This window comes from Desulfoplanes sp. PS50, assembly GCF_053851535.1.
In genome coordinates, this window is sequence record NZ_JBSPZA010000008.1 from 98,668 (window position 1) to 121,876 (window position 23,209).

The following is a 23,209-nucleotide window of genomic DNA, read 5'->3' on the forward strand; positions in this document are numbered from 1 at the left end:
TATGGGTTAGAATCCGTTGTCCTCCACCTCGACATGCATGGCGTGGACCGGGCAGATGCGGGTGCATTGGCCGCAGGCCGTGCATTTGTCGCGGTCGAATTCGATCCGTCGGGTTTCGGCATCGAGATGCAGGGCGCCGGTGGGACAGAGGGCCGTACACACCCCGCAGTGCAGACAGGATTCCTCGTCGCGCGAGATCTGCTGGGCCACCGGGGTGACCGTGATCTCGTGCTCCTGAAGATAGGTGATTCCCTGGTTGTAGTCCTCTTCCCTGCCTGAAAGTTCCAGAACCATATGGCCTTCGTGCCGGGGATTGATCCTGGCCTTCAGGATGTTGAAGGTCAGGTCGAAGCGCTTGGCCAGGTTGCAGATGACCGGATTGCCCGAAACGATCGGGGGAAAGGAGAGGGAGATGATGCGACTGTAGTTTTTCATGAAGGTATGATTTTTAGAAATTTTAGAGATTTTAGAAATTTTAGAGATTTAAGAAATTTAAGAGATTTAAGAAATTTAAGAGATTTTAGAAATTTAAGAGCGTTGAGAAATTGTGGAGATGTAAAAGAGTTGCGTGACTATTCGGCCACCGATGGCCCGAGCAGACGCTCGGCGTTCCCAGGGAAAGACACCGCCTCGTACCGAGTTGTCGTGCTGTCTCGTTGGCATTATTCCTTTTTCTTTCTCCAGGAATGCTCGGTTCCGGCGCGCAGGCGTTCGATGTTGTCCCTGTGTTTCCAGAAGACAAGGGCCATCAGGGCGATGGACAGGATGAGCAGGGAGAACTTGCCGCTCAAAAGAATGAAAACGGGCAGGATGGTGGCCAGGCTCAGGGAACCCATGGATACGTAGCCGCTGATGATGATCACTCCGGCAAAGACCAGGATGGCCCAAAAGATGGAACCGGGGGCCAAGGCCAGGAAGACGCCGACGGTGGTGGCCACGCCCTTGCCGCCTTTCCAGTTGAGAAACACGGAATACATGTGCCCCACGACAGCGGCCAGCGCGGTCAGGGTCAAAAAGGTGGCCGAGTCGGAGAAGCTCATGGCCAGGATGACCGGGAGCCACCCCTTGAAGATGTCCAGAAGCAACGTCAGAATGCCATACCCCAGACCGCAGGTTCGGGCGATGTTGGTCGCGCCCGTGCTCTTGCTCCCCAGGGTTCGGGGGTCGGTTTTGCAAAAAATCTTGGCGATGAGCAGACCAAAGGGGATAGCTCCGAGAAGATAGCTGAGTCCCAGCCAGAAGAGAGTTACCATGATCGTCTCCGTAGAGGGTTTTACGTTTGCAATTTAGAAATTTTTGAGATTTTAGAGATTTTAGAGATTTTAGAGATTTAAGAGATTTAAGAAATTTAAGAGATTTAAAAGATTTTAGAGAGTTAAGAAATTTAAGAGATTTTAGAGAGTTAAGAAATTTTAGAGATTTGAGAAATTATGCATGGGGACTGCCTCTGCTTCTCAACTTCTTGAAATCCACGAATTTCTGAACTTCGATTTGAATTTTTTCTTTAGAACAAGACAGAGGCGAGCGCAACCATGTTCCTTGCGTTCCTTCGGGCCGACCTCTTATCACTCTTCACCTGAATGCGCATAGCCGGCTCGCCCCGTTGCGGGCGGATTGAAACTCCCTCGCCGGCCATAGCGAGCTCGGCCCCGGGATGAGCTCGGGGACACTCGGAAAGCGGGAATCAGACGGGGGAATACGGGCATGCCGTATATGGGCCCTCTCGTGGGCCTCCGAGGTCGCTCGTTAAGGAGTCACTCTTCCCAGGCCTCGGCAATGCGTAGTTCGTTGGCCAGGGGATCGACCTTGCCGATGCGGATGGAGAATCGCTGGCCCAGCTGGACCTTGTCGCTAAAGATGGATTTGGGGGCCTTGAGAAAGAGCTGCTCCTGACTGAGCGAGAGGGTGACCATTCTGTCGGTATGCTCCACGACCTCTCCGGTCCAGCGATGGGCTGGGGCCTGCTGCTTGAAAAAGAGATATTTCCAGTACCGGGGGCGGAAGCGCTGGATCTTGCCCACGGCCTGGGCCCTTGCACTCAGATAGGGAAGAATGGATCCAATGGACTCGGCTGTCCACAGGGGTTCACCCGTGGTGATCACGGAGAGGACCTGGGAGGAATTGATGAAGTCTGCATAGCGCCGCAGGGGCGAGGTGATGGGGGCGTAGGCCTCGACCGCCAGGGTGGCGTGGCGCTTGGGTTCAGCCTCCATGATCGAGGGACCCATGCATTTGATGAGCCTGTAGATATCGCAGGGGGCGGACCAGATGCCCGCACTCTCCTTGGGCAGAGTGATGTTCTGGGTCCTGAAGATCAGGGGAATATCCTTCTTTGTGGCCCATTGGGCAATGAGGGAATTGGCCAGGATCATGAACTCGCTGACCAGAATCTGGGCCTGATTTTCCTCGTGTCCGGGGGCCATGAACACCTCGATCCCCTGCTTTGACTGGATCAGAGAGATCCTGGGATCGGGCTGCTGCATGATCACGGCACCCTGTTCGATACGTCTTGTCCGGAGTGCCTGGGCAAGCTCATGGGCCGCCTGGAGCATGGGCTCCGGCCGATCGGAGTTCAGGTTCTCCTGAACCCGGGTATAGCTCAGGTTGCGGTCCAGGCGAACCCAGCCATGTCTGGGCGTGGATTCCAGAATTTGTCCCTGGTCGTCCAGGTCAACGCCAAGGATCAGGGCGGGTCGGTCCTGTTTTGCGTGGAGACTGAAGAAATCTGTCCCCAGACCCAGGGGGAGCATGTTCGCGGTTCCCTCGGGCAGATACACGGACGAAAACCGTTCCATGACCGTTTTGTCCATGGCAGAGCCGAATTCCCACCCCAGGGCCGGACAGGCCAGGATGATCTCCAGGTGATATCCCTGCTCGGTTCGCCGGATACAAAATCCATCGTCAATGTCTTTGGTGGAGGACGAGTCAATGCTCACCGCATCGGTGCATTCCACGGGCTCGGCCATGGCCTGGACCCGGGCACGCAGTCGTTGGACATCCCCTTCAAAGGGGGCTGACCAGGCGGCATCCTCCCAGACATAGCCGGCCTGTTCCAGAAGATAGTTGTAGTGGGCAGGAACGATCCCCCATGCCTGGGCCAGAAACAGGGCCAAAAACGGGATGTCCGGGAGACCTGCGGTCATCTTTTTCCACAGAACCTCGGTTTCGCCTTCCTGACGCAGGCCGATACGATCCAGAAGCAACGCTTCGAGTTTGCAGGCTGTTTCCGGGTCCGGTTTGGCGGTCAGAACGGATTCGTTGCGATGGACCTTCCACAACTCCTTGAACAGGGCCTGACCCTGGGCGACAAGATGTTCCCGTTCCTGGGCCCGGCGCATCTCCTCGGTCCGTTTCTCCACCGTCTCCAGGGGATAGATCTCGAAAAGGGGCGGCGAGAACTTGAAATGGGTCTTGGTGGCCAGGAGTCTGCGTCCCAGGGCGGCCATGCGGTCCGCATCGGGATCCTCCCAGAGGAGTCCGGCCAGCCAGGAGAGGGAGGCCTGGGTGATCTCCCCCTGGGCGAGTTCCCACAATTCCATGGGATCGATCTTTCGGGCGAGTTCCTCCCGCCTGGCGTCGAGGGTTTTGAGGGTCTGCAGGACGTCGGACCGTGTCGAGGACTCGGGCAGGCAGGGGCCTGTCCATGGCAGGATACGGGCCGCAGGAAGCTTCATGTCCCGCTGGTTGATGTTCACGAGCCTGACCCGGCCGGTGTGAACCTCCTGAACCCACCCCATCACGGGCTGGTTGTCCTGGATGTACTCAACGACCATACCGGCACGAAGGGGGGCGAAATGAAAATTTGTCATTAGTTCCTGATAAAAAAAAGAATTATGCGGTTAGAGAACGCATATACGTAGGTAAAAGTACGTAAAAGTACGCAGTGCGCAGTGCGCAGTACGCAGAAAAAACATCTTCTGTAATCTGTTTTCGAATCTTCAAATGTGCGTCAATTTTCGGGCAGCCTGAAGCAGATCCCGCTCGGAGTAGTTTTCACTGCGCACTGTGTACTGCGCACTGTGCACTTTAGAGCACTGGGCCCTGCGCACTTTTGCGCACTTCTTTCACTAATGCTTGAACGACCGTTGTCCCGTGAAGACCATGGCCACCTGGGGGACGGCTTCGTTGACGGCCTGGATGACTTCGTGGTCGCGGATGGAGCCGCCGGGCTGGGCAATGGCGGTGATGCCCTGGGCCAGGGCCACGTCCACCCCGTCGCGGAAGGGGAAGAAGCCGTCCGAGACCATGACCGATCCGGGCAGGCCCCCCCGGGCTTCGGCGGTCCGTGCCATGATGTCCTCGAGGATCTTTTTGCCGGCCTCGTCCCTGCCCGCCTTTTCCTTGAGCTCGTACAGGGAGCAGCCCTGTTCCTCAAAGGCGAGATTGTCGGCGTATTTGGTGTAGGCCTTGGTGATGGCCAGTTCCACGCATCCGACCCGGTCCTGCTCTCCCGTGCCGATGGCGGTGGTCACCCCGTTTCTGGCCATGATCACGGAATTGGAGGTCACTCCGGCCTCAACGGCCCAGGCGAACACGAGGTCGTCGGCCTCCTGTCTGGAGGGGCCCCGGGCGATGAAGGTGGAACCGTCCTTGGTCGTGGCCTGGGCAGGCAGAAAATCGTCCGAAGAGAGAATGGCATTTCTAAAGGAAAACTGGGCGATGATGCCCCCGTCAGTCAGGGACTTGAGATCCAGAAAGGGGGTGTTGACCAGGGTTTCCAGGCTGGCCAGGCCGGGGATCTCCAGGATACGTAGATTCTTGCGCGATTTGAGGGTCTCCACGGTGCCGGGTTCGAATGCGGGTGCGGCCACGACCTCGAAATAGCCGCCTCCAATGATTGCAGCGGTCGCCGTATCAATGGGCCGGTTGACCACGATGGCTCCGCCGAATGCGGCGATGCGATCGGCCAAAAAGGCTTTTGACAGGGCCGTGTGGATACCCTCGTCCGACCAGGCCGCTCCGCAGGGATTGTTGTGTTTGAGGATCACGGCCGCGGGTTTGGCAGTCAGGTATTGAAGGATGTTGATCCCGTTGTCCACGTCGGTCAGGTTGATCTTGCCCGGATGTTTGCCCGCCTGGATCATCTGCTCTTCGGTCATTCCGGAGACCAGGCCCTGACCTGCGCCCCGGAGAGTGACTCCGCCCAGTTCGAGAGCACCCTGTCTGAGTTCGTACAGGGCGGCGGGCTGGTCGGGATTTTCCCCGTACCGGAGTCCCTGTTCCTGGTCGTTGATGGTCCAGGTCCGTTTGTGAAAGGTCAGGGTGGTCTCTCCCAGGGTCAGGGTCATGGTCGGGGGGAAGGGGTCGGATTGGATGGTTTTATACATGTGTTTCAGGTCGCTCAAAGTGGACTCCTTGTACTATTTCCTGGCGGATGGGTGGTGAAGATGGCGGATCACGAGCCGGATGTTTTGTTTGTTACGGGTGTGCCTCTGATGAAGCGAATGTATCTAGCACATGCCATATCGAGGGGCAAATGGGCCGGTGGGTGCCTCCCCGGAGCGATTTGGTTCCCAGGCCGGCTTGCCCTGTTTCGAGTGGATTGAAACTCCCTCGCCGGCCTCGTACCATCGGGCCGTTGCTCCATAAAAGCATATATTTCCATAAGATGTCTGGCAACGGCTCGATGAACGATGCCTGGCTCGGTCAGACAGTCAATCCACCCGAAACAGGGCAAGCCGGCCTGGATATTTCAGGTGGTGCGGGGAGGATCGATTTGTTTTGTTTCGAGCGGATTGAAACTCCCTCGCCGGCCTCGTACCATCGAGCCGTTGCGCGGAGGACAGGTTGGTGCCGGGCTTCACTTTTGCTCGAACAGCGGGGCAAGATCGATGCTTTCAGGGCGGTTCAATCTGACCAGTCCGGTCAGATAATAATAGTAATAGCGGATCGAGTCCACGTAATCCACAGCCTCGATGCCCCGGCAATATCCATGCGCGGCATGCTGGAAGTATTTCTGGTAACTGAGCAGGGGAAAGACCTCTCTGATCTCCCGCCAGGAACGGCCGTCGCGGCCGAGCTGTTCAGCCAGGGTGATGGCGTCGGTCAGATGGCCCATGCCCTGGTTGTAGGCGGCCAGGGCGAAAAACAGGGTGTTCCAGGGGTCGAGTTCGAGATATTTCAGACGGTCCATGAGACTTCTGAGGTAGCTCACCCCGCCCCGGATGGATTGTTCGGGGTCAAGACGGTTGGAGAGGCCCAGCTCCGTGGCTGTGATCCGGCTGATCTGCAAGAGCCCCCGTACGCCGGTCTTGCTGGTGGCCCGGGAGTCGAAATGGGACTCCTGGTAGATCAGGGCGGTCACCAGCAGGGGATCCAGCTCGTTTTCACGGGCGGCCTGGGCAATGGTTGCCCTGTAACGCGGAAGTTTGTCATTCAGGATCGCTGTGAAGTGGGACAATTCATAATAATCGGTCTTCCCCGGGAAAAAGCCGAAATAGCGTTCCTCGAGCTCCCTGAGAAAGGGGGATGAGGGCATAGCGGACCAAAATCCGGCCAGGTGATTTGCCAGAAGATCGGAGCGGGTGGCCCAGATCCACCGGGTCGAGACATGGTGGTGAAGTTCGAAGGCGGTTCTGATTTCCGGGAAAAAAGGCTGCCAGAGTTCAAATGCCTCCGCCCCGACCACGGCGAACCGCGTTCGGGTCGTGGTCATCTCTTCAAGCAGGGGGCGCATGGCCGAGCCCACGGGAGGGGGGTCCATGAGCGAACAATCAAGGACATTGTCCAGGGTGCGCAGGGCCGGGAGCATATCGGGATTGCGTGAGATCGGCAGGGTGTAGCCGCAGATCTCCTCGGGACGAAGCAGGTCATGTTTCCATTTGTTGTGGATGATGACCGGATGATTGGTTCGATAGCTCGGTCCGGCAGCGAGGTTATCCGACAGGGAGGTAAAGACCGGTTCGCCCGTGTGGATGAACAGGTCGGCCCGGTTGTTCTCCAGTGCTTCACGTCCTGCACGGGCTGATTTCACCGGAATCCATGACGGGGAGAGATGCAGGTCGCGACAGAATCGATCGATCAGTTCCCGGTCGAATCCGGGTCCGTACGGGGAGAGCTGCGAAGTGACGGTTTCGCCGGGAATGAAGGCCACCCGGAGAGCGTCAGGCCGATCCCCGGTCGTGACGAGCCGGCCGACCAGAAGGGCCTCGACGATGATCAGGGCGAGTATATGCAGGGAGAGAATGAGAGGTGTGCGCATGGGTTCGGCATGTCCTAAAGAAGGGGGCCGTGTTTGGCAAGACAAGGAACAGGTCTGACCAGGGCTGATTGGTTCTCCTGGCCGGCTTGCCCCGTTTCGGGCGGTTTGAAACTCTCTCGCCGGCCTCGTACCATCAAGCCGTTGCTCTGTAAGCGCAAGCCTATCACTGGGATGCCAGGCAACGGCTTGATGAACGATGCCTGGCTCGCTCAGACAGTCAAACCGCCCGAAACGGGACAAGCCGGCCATCATATTTCAGGTACATTAATGAGAACAAATGTGCCCTGGTAACTATTCAGGTGCATTTCCCGGGAATCAGAATTGTAAATTTTAGAAATTTAAGAGATTTAATAAATTACAGGCGGTTAGCGTGCAGGTCCTTAATTTCTAAAATTTCTGAAATCCTTAAATCTCTAAAATTTACGGGCCGGCACTCAAGTTTAACATTACATTGCAGTCTGTTCCGCCTGATAAATTTTGACCTGAATAGTTACGTGCCCTGCAGACCCGACAGTGCTGATTGGTTCTCATGACGCTTGGATGCGAACAGCTTTGTCCCGGACGGAAAATCTTGCACATTGACTTTGTACGGCCCGTTTTTTAAGCAAAGTTGCTATTTGCCGTCTGCATGGGGACTGTGATCATTTTCAAGGAGATATGTATTATGTCAAATACCGTGGTGATGGGAGCGCAATGGGGCGACGAGGGGAAGGGCAAGATCGTTGATCTGCTCACTCGAGAGGCGGATCTCATTGTTCGTTTTCAGGGAGGAAACAACGCCGGCCATACCCTGGTCGTGGGCGATACCAAGTGCATCCTGCATCTCATCCCGTCGGGCATCCTGCATGCCGACAAGATCTGTTGCATCGGCAACGGGGTGGTTCTCGATCCCGAAGTTTTCTGCAAGGAAGTGGACGGACTGGTGGAACACGGCCGCACGATCGGCCCGGAACATCTCATGATCAGCAAGAAGACCCATGTGATCATGCCTTATCACAAGATGCTCGACGCCGCCCGGGAAGCCTTCAAATCCGGCACGGACAGGATCGGCACCACCGGTCGGGGCATTGGTCCCTGTTACGAGGACAAGGCCTCGCGTATGGGGATCAGGGCCGGTGACCTGGTGGACAAGGACCTGGTGCGCAGCAAGATCGTCAAGGGGCTGGTGGAAAAAAACGCCTTGTTTACGTCCCTGTACGACCTCGAGCCCCTCAAGGCCGATGACGTTCTCGATGCGATCTGGCCCTTTGCCGAGCGCACGGCCGCCTATCTCGGGGATGTTTCCGGCATGATCCAGGAGACAGCAGCCAGGGGGCGTTCCATCCTTTTCGAGGGTGCGCAGGGGACCCACCTGGACATCGATCACGGAACCTATCCCTTTGTGACCTCGTCCAATACCGTGTCCGGAAATGCCTCGGCCGGCGGCGGATGCGCCTGCAACATGCTCGATCGGATCGTGGCCGTGGTCAAGGCCTACACCACGCGGGTGGGCAGCGGTCCGTTTCCGGTGGAACTGGGCGACCATGCCGGGGCCTTTCTCCAGGAAAGGGGTGGAGAGTTCGGAGCGACCACCGGCCGGCCCAGACGGTGCGGCTGGCTCGATCTGGTCATCCTCAGGGAGTCTGTCCGGCTCAATGGTCCCACGGATATCGCCCTGACCAAAATGGATGTTCTGGGCGGTCTGGACGAGCTCAAACTGTGTACCTCCTATACCTACAAGGGGCAGCAGATCACGTATCCCCCCCAGGAAGAGAACAGTCTGGCCCGGGTGGAGCCGATCTACGAATCCATGCCCGGGTGGAAGGAAGACATCAGCGGATGCTCGAGCTTTACGGCATTGCCCGAAGCGGCCAGAAATTATGTGCTCCGGGTGGAAGAACTCCTGGGGGTCCCCATCTCTCTGGTTTCCGTCGGACCTGACAGGGATCAGACCATCAGACGATAGTTCATCAATGCATATCATGCTACCCAAAAAGCGGTCGGACTCTGGAATGTCCGATCGCTTTTTTTGTGCCCAGGAATTGTTCCTGTGACGGAAAGCTCCCTTTCATCCTCCACGCACCCGGCCGTGTGATCGCTATTTCCCGGATCAATTCGTTCTTCTGGCCGGTTCGCCCTGTTTCGGGCGGCTTGACTGTCTGACCGAGTCAGGCATCGTTCATCAAGCCGTTGCCTGACATCCTATTGAAAGGCTTGCGCTTACAGAGCAACGGTTTGATGGTACGAGGCCGGCGAGGGAGTTTCAAGCCGCCCGAAACAGGGCGAACCGGCCATACTGTCTCAGAGGTCTGAACAAGAACGGGTTTGTCCCGGCGCCGCCCCTGTTATCGTTGCATCCCTGTGTGCTTTTGGGTAGATGGGAGATTCGGTTCGGATCGCAGAACGATCCCCATGTACATTATCTGGTTGAACACTTTGCATCCCTTCTGGACAATCATGATCCACGTCACGTCCCTTTCCTACGCCTTTGGGTCCCATTGGGCCCTCAAGGATATCTCCTTTTCCCTGCACCAGGGGGATTTTCTGTTTCTTGTCGGGCCTTCGGGTGCGGGCAAGACAACCCTCATGCGGGTGCTGCATGGCGCACTGCCCCTGCAGCGAGGGCAGGCCAGGGTGGCCGGAATCGATCTGTCCACCCTGCGTGCCGGTCGCCTGCACCGGTTGCGCCGTCAGATCGGGGTGGTTTTCCAGGATTTCAAGGTGCTGCCGGCCAGGACGGTGTTCGACAATGTGGCCCTTCCTCTCCGGGTTCGGGGGGAAAAGCCCGCCATTGTTCAGCGTCGGGTCCGGGCGGTCCTCAGGAGTCTCGAGCTGGATACCAAGGCCCTTTGCCGATGCCAGGAACTTTCCGGGGGTGAACAGCAGCGGGTGGCCATTGCCCGTTCCGTGGTGGTCAAACCCAAGATCCTGCTGGCCGACGAGCCCACGGGCAACCTGGATGCCGATTTGGGCAGGCGGTTGATGAAGGTCTTTCATCAGTTCAACAAGCACGGCACGACCATTGTTTTTGCCACCCACAATCGGGACATCCTGGCCAATACCCCGCATGCGAACATTCTCTATCTTCGCGACGGCGCCCCGGTTGATCCGGAAAACGCATCCGGAAATATCTCCCGTCAGAATCTTTTTGCGGAAAAAACTTCCGGCTGTCACGGGGAGGGATGAGATGAGCGGTTTGCCGGGACTTTTCAAACAGGGCATCCGGGATATTTTCCGAACCCCCTGGGCGTTGTGTCTGACCATTGCCGCTGTCAGCCTGGTCGCCTTTCTGGCCGGGATGTTCCTCATGCTGGTGAACACCCTCGAGGATCAGATCCTGCGCCGTCAGGCCGAGGTGCAATTTCAGGTCTACTGGCAGCAGGACAGTGACCTTGAAGAGGTTCGGGAGGTCTGGCAGTCTCTGGACGAACTCCCCGGGCTCATCACGAGCAAGACCTTCTCTCCGGACGCAGCACTGGACGTTCTCGCCCAGGCCTTTGAAGATCAGGTCGATCTGGCAACATTCAAGACGGCGAGTCCCCTTCCCCCCACCGCGCTCTTGACCTTCACCCTGCCCGAAGAGGATCAAAACGGCTGGGCCAAGGCCATGCTGGTCAGGCTGAAATCCCTGCCCCGTGTGGACAAGGTCCATTACAATCCGTTGAGGATCGATCTGGTGCATTCCTGGATGCGGGTGAGCAATACGATTTTCTGGCCGGTGATCTGTTTCTTGATTCTTGTGGTTGGTCTGGTGGTGGGTAATACAATCAAACTGGCCCTGTTCCAGCGCAGAGATGAAATAGAGATTCTTCGTCTCGTGGGCGCGAGTCGTTTGTATATCCGCTTCCCCCTGATCGTGGGCGGGGCTGTCCAGGGACTTCTCGGGGGCATCCTGGCCCTGGGGCTGCTGGGGCTGGTCCACATGGGGCTGCAGGATATGCTCTACTTCCCGCCCCTTTGGATCGAGGTTCCTTTTCTCTCGCTGGAGGAGATCGGGGGGATGCTCGGGGTGCTCATGTTCGTGGGGATCATCAGCAGTTTCGTGGCTGTGAAGGAGGGGTGAGAACCGGTGGGATCAGTCGGCACACGATGTCCTGATCATTTCGGCCATGACCGTACCCGTATCGATGACCGGGAGGCGACTGATCGCGCGGATTCGTGAAAAGACACTTGTCAGATGGGTGCAGCCCAGGACGATGGCCTGATTGTTCTGCAGCTCGGCCAGGGCAACGAGGTCGGCAAAGGGAAAGTCTTCAAAGGCCTGATCGGCGGGTTTTTGTTCGATGATTTTGACGAACGCGAGACTGGAGAAACCGGTCACTTCCATATGCCTGTTTTGGGCCACGAGCAGGGTTTCGATGTCCGCCAGGGTATGCCCGTTGGCCGTGATTAAAAAGATGCGCTCCCATGTGTCGGGAAGTGTCGTGTACACATCGAGTGGGGTGACAATGCGCAGGGTGGTTTGCTGCTTGAGCCGGTCGATATCGATACAGGACGCCAACGAATTGCAAAAGACCATCACCCCGTCAAATCCCCTGTGTTCCAGCCGGGACACGGCATGCTCCACCCGCTGTTGCAGTTCCGCGGCGTGACGATATTGAAGGAGGTTTTGTTCTTCCGGTGTTCGGGCCATGGGTAGAGGATGACAAAAAATTCCGGATCGCTCCAGCATGGAGCAGCCCAGGGATGTATCAAAACGGGTTCCTGCGATGACGGCGATTTTCAAACACACGCTCCTTGGCAAGGGGAATGTTCAGAATGTTCAATTTTTGAAAATGTACCTGACCAAGTACAATGTATGTGCAGCATGTACGTCAACTGGTGTGTACTCATTGCGAAAAGGGATGTGTAGCGCATAACCTTCCCCTGCCGCAATACAAAAGCACGGATCAATCATGAAAAAAATCTTCTGCTGCCTGTTGTTTCTCCTTGTTACGGCCTCCCCAGGCCTGGCTGCCCGCGATGACGGGTTGAGTGCCCGACCCGAGGGTGAACATACGGGCCCTCTTTTTCGGATCGGTTATCTGGAAGGCGGCCCCTATATGGATTATCAAAAGAGTTTTCGCGGCACGATCGCGGCCATGGCCGAACTCGGCTGGATCGAACCCATCGATCTTCCCCCGACCAAGGACCCCAACGAGACCCGGGCCCTGTGGGACTATGTGGCCGAGCATGCCAAAAGCGACTATCTCTGTTTTCTCAAGGACGGATTCTATACGTCACAGTGGAACGCTGATGCGCGCTCGCAGACCAAGGAGAACCTGCTCGCCCGGCTGAACAGGGACAAGGATATCGATCTGATCATGGCCATGGGAACCTGGGCCGGTCAGGATCTGGCCAATGATCGCCACCACGTTCCCACGGTGGTCATCTCCACGAGCAACCCCCTGCAGGCCGGGATCATCACCAGTCCCGAAGATTCCGGCATCGATCATCTGCATGCCCAGATCGACCCGACCCGGTATGAGCGACAGGTTCGCCTGTTCCATGATGTCATCGGATTCAAGCGGTTGGGGCTGGTGTACGAGAACACGCCGGCAGGTCGCGCCTATGCGGCCGTGGATGAGGTGGAAAAGGTGGCCCGGGAAGAAGGGTTTAACGTGGTGAGTTATGAGGATGCCTTTGATATCAAGGATCTCGATCTGGCGTATGAGCGTCTGGTCAAGGCTATGCAGACCCTCGCTCCCAAGGTGGACGCCATCTATATAACGGCAAACCGGGGGATCCAGGAGCCGAAAATGGAGACGATTCTGGCCCCGGTGTTCGAGTACAAGCTTCCGACCTTTTCCCAGGCCGGTTCCCGGGAGGTCGAACTGGGGGTGCTCATGTCCATTTCTCAGGCAGGACATAAATACATCGGAGCCTTTTATGCCTCCACCATAGGCAAAATCATCAATGGTGCCGTGCCCAGATATCTGACCCAGATCTACGAGGAGCCGCCCAAGATCGCCCTGAATCTGGAGACAGCCAAGAGGATCGAATATAACCCTCCGTTTGATATTCTGCTTTCAGCTGACGAGATCTACGAAAAAATCGAACACGTTCAATAACGCCGGGGAGAACGCTCCTCTGCCATATCAGGGACACTGCACAACGGATCGCGCAGTGTCCCTTTTTTTATGTGATGTCGAAACAGGGCATTGCATCGCCGAGGCGGGCCAAAATCCGGTTGTTGAGTTGGATATATTCCTGATGGGATTGCAGGTGGGGGGATAAAAACGGCGCAAAGGTTTCTGCAAGGGCGGCCAGGCTGGCCTCTTTGAGGGGCAATGCGGCCATTTTTTCCAGATGCCTCGGGGTGATCCCGCCGCCGGCCATGAATTCGACCCTGCCCGCCGGGACGCAGGTGGTGTCGGGATAACGGGCCATGGCCAGATTGTGGCCCGAACAGAAACCGTTTGTTCGAACCCGGTCGACTTTCTTTGCCCTTTCAGTGCATCCACAGCTGCGAAGGGTTTTTGAGATGCCTGCCTGCATGGCGGGGAGGTATTCGGTCTGATAGATTCCCCCATGGCAAACACTATTCCGCGCCAGGGACAGAACCGTGTAGCAGGTGAACAGCGATGGCAGAATGCGGCCCTCTTGCAATGCCGTGGTGATTCCTTCGGGTGTCCACGCCTCGCCCCGGGTCTGGGGGGTTGATCTGACAGGAATCAATCGCGTGCCGGTTTTTTCCTCGATCAGATCCATGGGCATTTTGCAGCCCTTGTGGTCGATGGTCCAGAAAAAGAGGGTGCCCCTGGTTTGGTTATGTACGGGGAGTCGATTCGAGCGGATCGCATGTAATCCCTTGCGCGACCAGCAGCCCACCATGCCATCGAGCATATTTGTCAGGGTGGTGCACAGGGCCGTATCGAAAAAAAGGGCATGAACCAGGGAGTCGGCGTCGTTCAGATCGTTTATCAGCAGGTCGGTGCAGATTGTTTCCAGTCCCAGGTACACCGGCTGGGGCAGGATAGGTGAGAGTTCAGGGGAGAACATCGGTTGCCAGGCCCGGGCATTGAGCAGCGTACATTGGTCGGTAAAATGTGTATGCCCGAGTGCAGCCGGATAGATCGTATCGAGCAGTTCGAGAACGGCCTGCTTTTCAGAGGGCAGCAGACAAGAGGATTGTCCCCGGACAATGCTTCGGGCCTTTTGGAGCATTTCCGGGGTGTAGGCATCCAGTCTACCGGCCAGGGTATGCTGCATCCGGCGGGGAAAGATCGGGATTTTGGCCGCTGCCCATTTGTTTTCGTTGCGGCCGGATGGAGTCTGGATTTTGCGGGCCAGGAGCATCCCCTGGGGATAGGTCAGATTGTTCAAAGAGACGTTTCCACAGGCCAGAACAGGAAAAAAAGGATGTGCTTTTTGGGAATGACGCAATCGGGCCAGGGCAAAGAGCAGGGTGCCCTGGAGAGTCTGGGAGTAGCAGTCCAGGCCCAGATGATTACTGGTGAGAACATTGGGCATGGCCTCGAGATGAGCTGTGAGGCGGGAGGCGGCCTCCGTGCCGAGAATACGGGCGGTATGGCTGTACACGGAGTGAAACAAGGGATCGTCTGTCCCCAGGGGAGTGGCCCAGGGTGTACAGAACGCTTTGGACCATGTTCCCAAGGAAGTGGCCCCGCGGGTTCGGATCAGGTCGTCCAGATGGGGGCGATAGGAGAGTACCTCCTGGTGTATGCTGTCAAGAGAGCGGGAGTTGGGTTCCACGGTCGGACCTGTTTTTTCCAGCGCAGCGGATCGATACGGATTCTGGTTGGAATATCCGGGGGCCTGGCATGCCCGGATCCGCTGCCTGCGGGATGGGATGATTGTTTGGTGTTTTGAATCAGGATTGTCCTGTTGTGTTCTGTGGACTGCCCTGGTTATCGGATCCGGCAAGGATGAAGAAGATGGCCGTGACCAGAAGATAGACCATGCCGGCGGTGACGATGGCCTTGTTCATTCCGAAAAGGGTGATCAGTCCACCAAGGACCAGGGGACCCAAAACCTGTCCGATCCGTTCCGTGGCGCTGCACAGACCCATGGCCTTGTTTTCACCAAAGGACTGTGTTGCCTTGAGATTGAGGGCATAGGCATTTTGGGAGGCAAACCCCACGCTGCTGGAAAGGCCGAAGAAGAAGACCGCAAAGGTGGCGGCGGTCAGCCCGTCCAGAAAAAGATAACAGCCCATGGCGGCTGCACCCAGGATGCCGGCCAGAAAGACAAAGGGTTTTCTGCTCCCGGCCCGCTCGATAAGTCGGCTGATCATGGGGGCCAGATAGACCAGGCAGATGCCGTAGACCATGATGATCCGCCCGATATCGGCCTGGGACGCTCCCACAAGGTGAAGATAGACAGGGAGGGCGTAATTGATGAATCCGATCAGAACCAGGGCGCTGGGCACGATACTGAACACAAGGAGAATGAACACGTTTTTGTTGCCGATATAGGTCTTCAAGCCCGAGGTGGAGGCGGGCATCATCTTTGTTGCGCTGCCCTTGATCGGAATGCCGAACATGGGCCTGAAAAAAATGAGAACAAGGATCAGGGTGACAATGAACAGAATGCCGGAGACCAGAAAGACCGGACCGTAGCCCAATCGGTCTGCCATCATGGCCCCGGCCGCACTGCCGCAGATGTTGCCGGCATAGACACCGGCGAAAAAAGTGGCCAGTCCCGACGCCTTGCGGGTTGGATCGGCATGTTTGAGCACGAATCCCTGGGAACCCATAAAGGCCATTCCGAACCCCACACCGCACAGGCCCAGGGCCAGGATGTAGCCCAGGGGATTTCCTGTCAGTCCGGCGGCCGAAAACCCTATGGACATGGCTCCGAGCCCCAGGAGCAGGGGTTCATGCCAGCCTCGTCGTTCAATCCAGAATCCGGCCAGAACGATGGCCAGTCCGGCACCTGCCATCTGCATGGAAATAGGCAGCCCCATGGTCATTTCCTTGGATAATTCGAACATTGGTTCGTAGAGCTGTCCCATGCGCAACGGGATGAAGGTGAAACACAGGCTCATGGAAAAGATGACCGCGAATCCCACGGGTCGAATCAACGCGCTCTTGAAGCCCGGTGCGGGTTGTGGCTTTCCCCGCGTCGATGTGCTGAACCCCAGAATCAGGGAGAGGAGCATGATCATCTCCATGAGAAAGAGAATGGCGATGACCGCCACGGTCAGGGTGTCGAGGACAATGGCTCGGATACGTTTATCAATGACCTTGGCCGACAGGGACAATTTGAGATGCCCCTGGATCGTATGGGTCCCAGTCGGCTGCAAGGCGATGTCCAGATCGTATTCGGAATTTTCCCTTTCAGGCATGGTCTTGAATTGCGGTGGGATCGGCCCATGTTCGTCGGCCGCAAAAATGACCTGATTGTGGGTATCGGTCAGGCTGATGGAGGCGATTTCCGGAGTGACCCTGATGATATCATAAAAAAAGGTGTCCACTCCGTGCATTTGTTCCAGGTGGACATCTTTGGCCAGAAGTTTGTCGATATCCTGCTTGACCATGCTGATCACGGTCGTTGAATTGCGTTTGAGAAAGGAGAGGGATTGGTCCTTGAAAAAGACGATGTTCGACAGGCTGTAGAATATCTGGGCACATCCAAAGGCCAGAATGAGGATGGTGTACAGCCGGGCGTTGAATGAGGGGTGGTCGGACCGGGCCGGAACCACGAAAATCATTCCGAAAACCAGAATCAGTGCCGCACCTGACGTGGTTACAAGCAGAGTCGTGATATTGGAGAACACCGCCTGCTTGAGGGTCTCCTTGATCCGCTGCTTGGAAAGAACCAAAACGAGCTGGCCGGCAGGTTGCTGCTTGATCGTGATGGGCAGGAGGATGAAAACCTTGGTCGAGGATTCAAAACTTTTTGTCTGATCCTGCGCCTTGCTGTCGAGGCGGGTGACCTGACCCTGGGCTTTGAGATAGGATTGCCACGAGGACGCGGTTGTGTCCGGATTCATGGCCTGGGTGATGGTTTTGTCGGGGAGCAGGACCAGGCAGTCGGTAACGCTGGGAGCATGGGACCTGATGGAGGCAAAGAGCTTGTCCATGCCCACGAAACGCTCCAGGGGTTTGCCCAGGCGGATGGAGCGTTCGATTTTTCTGACAATGTCTCCGCCCGCCACACGGTGACGGGACAGGGCGCCCTGGACGTACATCTTTTCCAGGGAGGAGATGGTCAGCCCGGCGTTGAAAATCTGGGAGAGGGCCAGAATGGCCAGGGTAAACAGGACGAGCCGTGTCTTGAGTCCGATTCCTTTCATGAGAGGCTCTAGGCGTTGAGGTCTGCGATCGATTGGCTCACCCTGTATATCTGAGGGCGAGCATGGTGATATCGTCGGATTGCGGGGCCGTACCCACGTGGTTGCTGACGCTCTCACGGATTGCCTGAATCAGGGTTTCGGGATCTGCCTGACGGTTGACTGTCACCTCGTCAAGGAGGCGCTGGTCGGAAAACAGGTTCTTGTCGGCATCAAGGGCCTCGGTGACACCGTCCGTGTACAGGAACACGGTTTCACCCGGGTGCATGTCAAAGCTCAATCCCGTATACGGCACGCCTTCCATGCCTCCGACCACCAGACCGCTCAGTCCCTCCTGAAAGAGGGGGTGGCCGTCGTTTGTGATCAGGATGGCCGGATTGTGCCCCCCGTTGGCATAGGAGACATGTCCTGTGGAGGTGTCCAGAATTCCGATGAACAGGGTTACGAACATGGAGTTGGGGTTCTCGCGGCTGAGCTTGTCGTTGACCCTGGTCATGATTTCCGCGGGATCGTCATGCTCTTCGGCCGTGGAGCGGATCAGGGTCATGGTAATGGCCATGAACAGGGCTGCAGGCACCCCTTTGTCGGATACGTCACCAATGACGAAGCAGAGTCGATTTGTGTCGATGAAAAAGAAATCATAGAGATCCCCGCCGACCTGCTTGGCCGACTCCAGGCTGGCAAAAAGCTGGATCTCCTTGCGGTCCGGGAAGGCCGGAAAAATTTTGGGCAGGATGCCTTCCTGGATTTCCTTGGCCACGTTGAGTTCGCTCTGGATGCGTTCCTTGGAGGCAGTCACCTCCATCAGATGGGTTATGTTCTTGCGCAGTTCGGCGAGCATAAACACGAAGGCCGCAGCCAGCCGGGATACCTCGTCCCGGGATCGTGTGGCCAGGTGATCGATGGGGGTGGTTTCCGAGGATTGGGTCGTGAGATCCATACTCGGCAACTGTTTGGCGAATCCGGTCAATTCCTTGAGTGGTCCGGAAATGCGACCGGCAAAGATGAGTCCCAGGATCAAGCCGGTCAGTGAGACAACAAGGATGACCAGCGTTTGCCGGGCTACCAGGCTGTTTGCCGGTTCCTGGATTTCATCCTCAGGCACGAACGCGGTCACGTACCAGCCAAGCGGTTTGAAAAAAAAGGCCCTGGCGAGCATTTCCCGTTCACTGCCCGTTTCCTGTGCAGTGTATCTGACAAAATCTTTGTCCGTGCCGGCATTCTCGATCAAGGTGGTCATGATGGAATCGGGCAGGGAAGATTGTTCGGGGTGGATGGTTACCGGTTGCCTGGCCGCATTGAAAATGGCGATCCCGCCGGTCTGAGCGATACGAACCTTGGCCAGGGTGGTTTCCAGACCCTTGATCAACTCTCGAATTTTTTGATGTTCCTGGACGCTGATGTCATCGACGCTTATGACCGCACCGACGATCCAGCCCCATGCGTCAAAGGGGAGAAAGTATCCAAGCTGTTTGCCGGACCGGTCGCCCGGGGAATCATCCCAGGTGAAAACGGCAAAATTCCCGCCGTACATGGAATCCTGCTCACGAACGACCCGGGTGATGGTTCGGCCTTTCATGTCCTTGAGATCCCCAATGGATCTGCCGGCCTTTCTACTGTCTGGATGAAAAAGGATTCTGTCCCGGGAATCGATGATCGTGAGCATTTCTCCTGCCCCTGAACGGATGGAGGAAAAAATGCTCACCAGACGGATGCGGGCCTCTTCGCGGGTCAAAAGACCCGACTCGACCATGTCCAGATATTCCCGGCACAGGGACAATCCGGTGGAGGCCATGTGCCGGAGCTGGCTCTTGCGGGCCTGGACCGTGGATACCTTGTAGTCAAACAGGCCCTCGTATTCCCCTTTGATGGTCGTCTGGATGAGGCCAAGGGCGTTGGCCACGGAGCGGACTTCGGCCTCGAGCATGGCCTTGCCTACGTCTTTTTTGGTGAAAAAGGTGATGGACGCCCCGGTGACCACAAGGACGAAGAGGATGAGAAGGATGATCTTGGAACGAAGCGATGGGAGCATGATGACCTGGTCGCCAGGAATCAGGGTTGACGTTTACAAAAGAGTAAAACAATTCATCCATGAAGACAAGATGGTGGACATTTTCCAAATTAGGTGGTTGCGACAAAATTTCTTGACCCTGGATGATTTCGTCGCGTACTTTTTTACGATACGCTTATAATGTTGTTTTGAGGAGAAAGGGAGTAACGATCTTGCGGTCTGATCCCTTCATCTCTGTTGAAATTTTCCCTGAACCACAACCGACAAGGATTCTCATGCGCAGCAAACTCATGACCCATGGATTGGAAAAGGCCCCGCACCGTTCCCTGATGTTCGCCACCGGACTGACCAGGGAAGAACTTTCTCGTCCCCTTGTCGGGGTGTGCAATGCCGCCAACGAGATCATCCCCGGGCATGTTCATCTCGATACCGTTACCCGGGCGGTCAAGGACGGGGTGCGCATGGCCGGAGGCACGCCCATGGAATTTCCGACCATCGGGGTCTGCGACGGCATTGCCATGAATCACGAGGGCATGAAGTTCAGCCTGCCCAGCCGGGAGCTGATTGCCGACTCCATCGAGATCATGGCCACGGCCCATCCCTTTGACGCCCTGGTCCTGGTCACCAATTGCGACAAGATCGTGCCCGGGATGCTCATGGCCATGCTCCGGCTGAACATTCCGGCGATCATCGTCAGCGGCGGCCCCATGCTGGCCGGTACTCACAAGGGAAAGACAGTTGATCTGATCACCGTGTTCGAAGGCGTGGGCAAGGTGAGCCGTCAGGACATGAGCGTTGCTGAACTTGAAGAATTGGAGACAACAGCCTGTCCGTCCTGCGGATCCTGTTCCGGCATGTTCACGGCCAATTCCATGAATTGTCTCTCCGAGGCCATCGGGCTGGCCCTGCCCGGCAACGGGTCCATTCCCGCGGTTACCAGCGCACGTATCCGTCTGGCCAAGCAGGCCGGCATGCAGGTCATGAAACTTTTCGAAAAGAACATTCGTCCCCGGGATATCGTCACGGAAAAGAGCGTGGCCAACGCGGTCACCGTGGATATGGCCTTGGGGTGCTCCACGAATACGGTTCTCCATCTGCCGGCCGTGTTTGCCGAGGCCGGGCTCGATCTGACCCTGGATATTTTCGACACGATCAGCAGGACCACGCCCAATCTCTGCCATCTTTCCCCTGCCGGTGACCACCATCTCGAGGATCTGGACCGGGCCGGAGGCATTCCCGCGGTCATGTCCGAGCTCGCTCGCAAGGGATTGCTTCAGCTCGATGCCCTGACCGCGACCGGCAGGACAGTGGGAGAAAATCTCGAGGCCCTGCACGCACGGGTTGCGGATTACGAGGTTATCAAGTCAGCAGATGATCCCTACAGCACGGAAGGGGGAATCGCCATTCTCCACGGCAATCTTGCCCCGGACGGGTGTGTGGTCAAACAGTCGGCCGTGGCCCGGGAGATGATGCAGCGTACCGGAACGGCACGGGTTTTCGAGTCTGAGGAAGAGTCGGTCACTGCGATTCTCGGCGGCAAAATCCAGGCGGGTGATGTCGTGGTCATCCGCAACGAGGGGCCCAAGGGCGGTCCGGGCATGCGGGAAATGCTCACCCCGACATCGGCCATTGCCGGGATGGGGCTTGGCAAGGACGTCGCCCTGATAACAGACGGTCGCTTCAGCGGGGGGACCAGGGGCGCGGCCATCGGCCATGTTTCACCCGAGGCCTATGAAGGCGGTCCCATAGGGTTGGTCCGGGAAGGCGACCGGATCAAGGTGGACATCCCGGCACGGACCCTGGAACTTCTGGTTGCCGAAAAGGAACTTGCCGAGCGGAAAAAAACCTGGAAGCCTCTTGAGAAAGAGGTCACTTCATCCTTTCTGCGCCGTTACCGCCAGCACGCTTCGTCCGCTGCCAAGGGCGCGGTGTTCGACCGGTAAGAAAGATTTCCTCCGAGTTCCTTCATTGCAAACGTTGATTCTGAACGGCTTGATGTTTTGTCTGGCGGTTCAGGCAACAAAAAAAACAGGTCACCATGCCCTGGAACGACAAACAGGCCGACCGCTACGAACAGTGGTTCACTTCTCCCATGGGTCAATTCATTCTGGACAGGGAAAGTCGTCTCTTGCAACGGCTTATTTCCACCTGGCCCAGGCGGAAACAGCGGCTTTTGGATGTCGGGTGCGGAGCAGGGCATTTTTCCCATATGTTCTGGGAGTGGGGATTCGATGTCAGCGGGATCGATCCTTCTCCGGCCATGCTCCGGCTGGCCAGAAAACGCATGGGGGGTCGGGTCGATCTGCGGGTCGGTGTGGCCGAGCGGTTACCCTACGATGACAATGAATTCGATTTTGTTTCCCTGATAACCATGCTCGAGTTCAGCAACGAACCCGAGAGGGCCATTGCCGAGGCCGCACGGGTGGCCAGAAAGGGGGTGATCATTGGTTTTTTGAACAAACACTCCCTCTACTACCTGACCCATGTCCGGTCGAGGAAGACGGTGAAGGATTCCATGTGGGCGGGGAGTTCCTGGTTTTCGTGGTGGGAGATGCAGCGACTGATCACCGCAGCCATAGGCAAACAATGGATGCTGGCCCGGTCGGTTCTTCCGGGTCCTGTCTGGACCTGGCGAAGGCTTCCGCCTTTCAAGCAGGCCTGCGGCATTCTTTTGCCCCCGTTTGTGGGGACCTTTGTGGGCGTGCGTGTCGATCTTCTCGGCGGTCCGGCAAAAACGCCGCTCATGGCCTGGAAAACCGAACCCAGCGTGTAGGGAAGGGGGGAAGGAGTGCGCAGTAGGCAGTGCGCAGGCCGTTAGTACCTTACCAGAAGATTCTGTTATAAAAAACAAGAAAATTCTCTAACCGATTGAACTTAAAACCTAAAACCTAAAACTGCGGCCTGGCCGCATTAGTTCGGGGGTGGTCCGGGATCTTGCAGGGATGGCTGCCCGGTTTCCGGAGGGCAAAACAACTGCCCACAGAACAGGTTCTGCCTTCTGGGTATACGGAAGGCAGAACCTGTTTCGTGGGCAGTTGTTATTTGCGGACCGCTGCGGCCAATTTCTGCATGGCCGTGGTCGGATTGTCGTGCTGAAAGATGTTCCGCCCAATACTCACGCCCCGTGCCCCGCATCCCATGGCCTCTCGAACCATATCCAGAAAGCCCTTGAAATGTTCTTTTCTCGGACCTCCGGCCACGAGTACAGGGACAGGGCAGGAGCGAACTGCCCTGGCGAAGGATTCGGGGTCGCCGGAATAAGGCACCTTGACCAGGTCCGCCCCGATCTCGGCCCCCAATCGGATGGAGTGGGCAACCAGGGTGGGGTCGAGCTCGTTCACGATCTGGCCGCCTCGGGCATAGATCATGGCCAGTACGGGGATGCCCAGAAGATGGGCCTCGTCCGTGACCATACCCAGGTCGATGAGCATGCGGTCTTCGCAGTCGTTGCCCAGATTCACATGCACGGAGACCGCGTCAGCACCCAGGCGAACCGCTTCCTGGACCGAACAGACCAGTGATTTGGCATAGGGCGGGATGGCGTGCCTCGTCCCTGCGGAAAGGTGGACGATCAGATTCATGCGCGGGTCCATGTCCGGGGCCAGGGCCGCGGCCATGCCCTTGTGCAGGATGACGCCCTGAACGATGTGCGGGTCGAGTCCCTGAAGCAGGGCGGGCATATCTTCGAGGCCTTGAAGCATGCCTTCGCTGACTCCGTGGTCCAGGGGAAGGAGGATAGTGGTATCGCTGTTTGGGTCGAAGAGACGCTGTCGGCGTCGGA

General features: G+C 57.1%; 16 protein-coding genes. 6 read left to right on the top strand and 10 right to left on the bottom strand.

Annotation, left to right across the window (positions count from 1 at the left end):
- Window positions 1–6: 6 nt before the first annotated feature.
- From ACTVJH_RS05575 to ACTVJH_RS05595, 5 genes are all read right to left on the bottom strand, one after another.
- The gene (locus ACTVJH_RS05575) at window positions 7–435 is read right to left on the bottom strand and encodes an NIL domain-containing protein (RefSeq protein WP_455988316.1); all 429 of its coding nucleotides are present in this window, start codon (window positions 433–435) and stop codon (window positions 7–9) included.
- Window positions 436–662: 227 nt separating this feature from the next.
- Complete coding sequence (plsY, locus tag ACTVJH_RS05580; RefSeq protein WP_455988318.1) at window positions 663–1,253, bottom strand: glycerol-3-phosphate 1-O-acyltransferase PlsY; 591 nt, start codon at window positions 1,251–1,253, stop codon at window positions 663–665.
- Between the two features lie 501 nt (window positions 1,254–1,754).
- Window positions 1,755–3,809, bottom strand: a complete 2,055-nt coding sequence (locus tag ACTVJH_RS05585) for a ribonuclease catalytic domain-containing protein (protein WP_455988320.1) — start codon at window positions 3,807–3,809, stop codon at window positions 1,755–1,757.
- A 258-nt stretch (window positions 3,810–4,067) separates the two neighbouring features.
- Window positions 4,068–5,345, bottom strand: coding sequence for an IMP cyclohydrolase (locus tag ACTVJH_RS05590; protein WP_455988322.1), 1,278 nt, complete (start codon window positions 5,343–5,345; stop codon window positions 4,068–4,070).
- A gap of 455 nt (window positions 5,346–5,800) precedes the next feature.
- A complete protein-coding gene (locus tag ACTVJH_RS05595; protein WP_455988324.1) occupies window positions 5,801–7,201 on the bottom strand; it encodes a transglycosylase SLT domain-containing protein in 1,401 nt (466 codons plus the stop codon).
- 664 nt (window positions 7,202–7,865) lie between these two features.
- Here ACTVJH_RS05595 and ACTVJH_RS05600 point away from each other — a divergent pair.
- The 3 genes from ACTVJH_RS05600 (at window position 7,866) to ACTVJH_RS05610 (ending at window position 11,243) form a co-directional block, all read left to right on the top strand.
- Complete coding sequence (locus ACTVJH_RS05600; RefSeq protein WP_455988326.1) at window positions 7,866–9,146, top strand: adenylosuccinate synthase; 1,281 nt, start codon at window positions 7,866–7,868, stop codon at window positions 9,144–9,146.
- A gap of 491 nt (window positions 9,147–9,637) precedes the next feature.
- A complete protein-coding gene (ftsE, locus tag ACTVJH_RS05605) occupies window positions 9,638–10,366 on the top strand; it encodes a cell division ATP-binding protein FtsE (RefSeq protein WP_455988328.1) in 729 nt (242 codons plus the stop codon).
- 1 nt (window position 10,367) lies between these two features.
- Complete coding sequence (locus ACTVJH_RS05610) at window positions 10,368–11,243, top strand: cell division protein FtsX (RefSeq protein ID WP_455988330.1); 876 nt, start codon at window positions 10,368–10,370, stop codon at window positions 11,241–11,243.
- A 12-nt stretch (window positions 11,244–11,255) separates the two neighbouring features.
- Here ACTVJH_RS05610 and ACTVJH_RS05615 read toward each other — a convergent pair whose 3' ends face one another.
- On the bottom strand, window positions 11,256–11,906 hold the full coding sequence (locus ACTVJH_RS05615; RefSeq protein WP_455988332.1) for an aspartate/glutamate racemase family protein: 651 nt from the start codon (window positions 11,904–11,906) through the stop codon (window positions 11,256–11,258).
- Between the two features lie 169 nt (window positions 11,907–12,075).
- Between ACTVJH_RS05615 and ACTVJH_RS05620 the strand changes: the two genes are divergently transcribed.
- The gene (locus ACTVJH_RS05620; protein WP_455988334.1) at window positions 12,076–13,230 is read left to right on the top strand and encodes an ABC transporter substrate-binding protein; all 1,155 of its coding nucleotides are present in this window, start codon (window positions 12,076–12,078) and stop codon (window positions 13,228–13,230) included.
- A gap of 67 nt (window positions 13,231–13,297) precedes the next feature.
- On the opposite strand, the gene ACTVJH_RS05625 is transcribed toward ACTVJH_RS05620, so the two are convergent.
- The 3 genes from ACTVJH_RS05625 to ACTVJH_RS05635 all read right to left on the bottom strand — a co-directional run bounded on the left by ACTVJH_RS05625 (window position 13,298) and on the right by ACTVJH_RS05635 (window position 19,449).
- Window positions 13,298–14,875, bottom strand: a complete 1,578-nt coding sequence (locus tag ACTVJH_RS05625; RefSeq protein ID WP_455988336.1) for a hypothetical protein — start codon at window positions 14,873–14,875, stop codon at window positions 13,298–13,300.
- 118 nt (window positions 14,876–14,993) lie between these two features.
- Window positions 14,994–17,420, bottom strand: a complete 2,427-nt coding sequence (locus tag ACTVJH_RS05630; RefSeq protein ID WP_455988338.1) for an MFS transporter — start codon at window positions 17,418–17,420, stop codon at window positions 14,994–14,996.
- A gap of 37 nt (window positions 17,421–17,457) precedes the next feature.
- Window positions 17,458–19,449 (bottom strand): SpoIIE family protein phosphatase, encoded by a 1,992-nt coding sequence (locus ACTVJH_RS05635; RefSeq protein ID WP_455988340.1) that lies wholly within the window; start codon window positions 19,447–19,449, stop codon window positions 17,458–17,460.
- A gap of 254 nt (window positions 19,450–19,703) precedes the next feature.
- On the opposite strand from ACTVJH_RS05635, the gene ilvD reads away from it, so the two are divergent.
- Together ilvD and ACTVJH_RS05645 are read left to right on the top strand one after the other, a co-directional pair.
- A complete protein-coding gene (ilvD, locus tag ACTVJH_RS05640) occupies window positions 19,704–21,371 on the top strand; it encodes a dihydroxy-acid dehydratase (protein ID WP_455988342.1) in 1,668 nt (555 codons plus the stop codon).
- Between the two features lie 95 nt (window positions 21,372–21,466).
- Window positions 21,467–22,201: a class I SAM-dependent methyltransferase gene (locus ACTVJH_RS05645; protein WP_455988344.1), complete on the top strand. Its 735-nt coding sequence runs from the start codon at window positions 21,467–21,469 to the stop codon at window positions 22,199–22,201.
- A 265-nt stretch (window positions 22,202–22,466) separates the two neighbouring features.
- Here the strand turns inward: ACTVJH_RS05645 and ACTVJH_RS05650 are convergent.
- Window positions 22,467–23,209, bottom strand: a 743-nt coding sequence (locus ACTVJH_RS05650) for a 2-amino-3,7-dideoxy-D-threo-hept-6-ulosonate synthase (RefSeq protein ID WP_455988346.1), incomplete at its 5' end; no start/stop codon positions are given.

Coding starts and splice junctions, on each gene's coding strand:
- ACTVJH_RS05575 (WP_455988316.1), bottom strand. CDS start 435: ATGAAAAACTACAGTCGCATCATCTCCCTCTCCTTTCCCCCGATCGTT.
- plsY (WP_455988318.1), bottom strand. CDS start 1,253: ATGGTAACTCTCTTCTGGCTGGGACTCAGCTATCTTCTCGGAGCTATC.
- ACTVJH_RS05585 (WP_455988320.1), bottom strand. CDS start 3,809: ATGACAAATTTTCATTTCGCCCCCCTTCGTGCCGGTATGGTCGTTGAG.
- ACTVJH_RS05595 (WP_455988324.1), bottom strand. CDS start 7,201: ATGCGCACACCTCTCATTCTCTCCCTGCATATACTCGCCCTGATCATC.
- ACTVJH_RS05600 (WP_455988326.1), top strand. CDS start 7,866: ATGTCAAATACCGTGGTGATGGGAGCGCAATGGGGCGACGAGGGGAAG.
- ftsE (WP_455988328.1), top strand. CDS start 9,638: ATGATCCACGTCACGTCCCTTTCCTACGCCTTTGGGTCCCATTGGGCC.
- ACTVJH_RS05610 (WP_455988330.1), top strand. CDS start 10,368: ATGAGCGGTTTGCCGGGACTTTTCAAACAGGGCATCCGGGATATTTTC.
- ACTVJH_RS05620 (WP_455988334.1), top strand. CDS start 12,076: ATGAAAAAAATCTTCTGCTGCCTGTTGTTTCTCCTTGTTACGGCCTCC.
- ACTVJH_RS05630 (WP_455988338.1), bottom strand. CDS start 17,420: ATGAAAGGAATCGGACTCAAGACACGGCTCGTCCTGTTTACCCTGGCC.
- ACTVJH_RS05635 (WP_455988340.1), bottom strand. CDS start 19,449: ATGCTCCCATCGCTTCGTTCCAAGATCATCCTTCTCATCCTCTTCGTC.
- ilvD (WP_455988342.1), top strand. CDS start 19,704: ATGCGCAGCAAACTCATGACCCATGGATTGGAAAAGGCCCCGCACCGT.
- ACTVJH_RS05645 (WP_455988344.1), top strand. CDS start 21,467: ATGCCCTGGAACGACAAACAGGCCGACCGCTACGAACAGTGGTTCACT.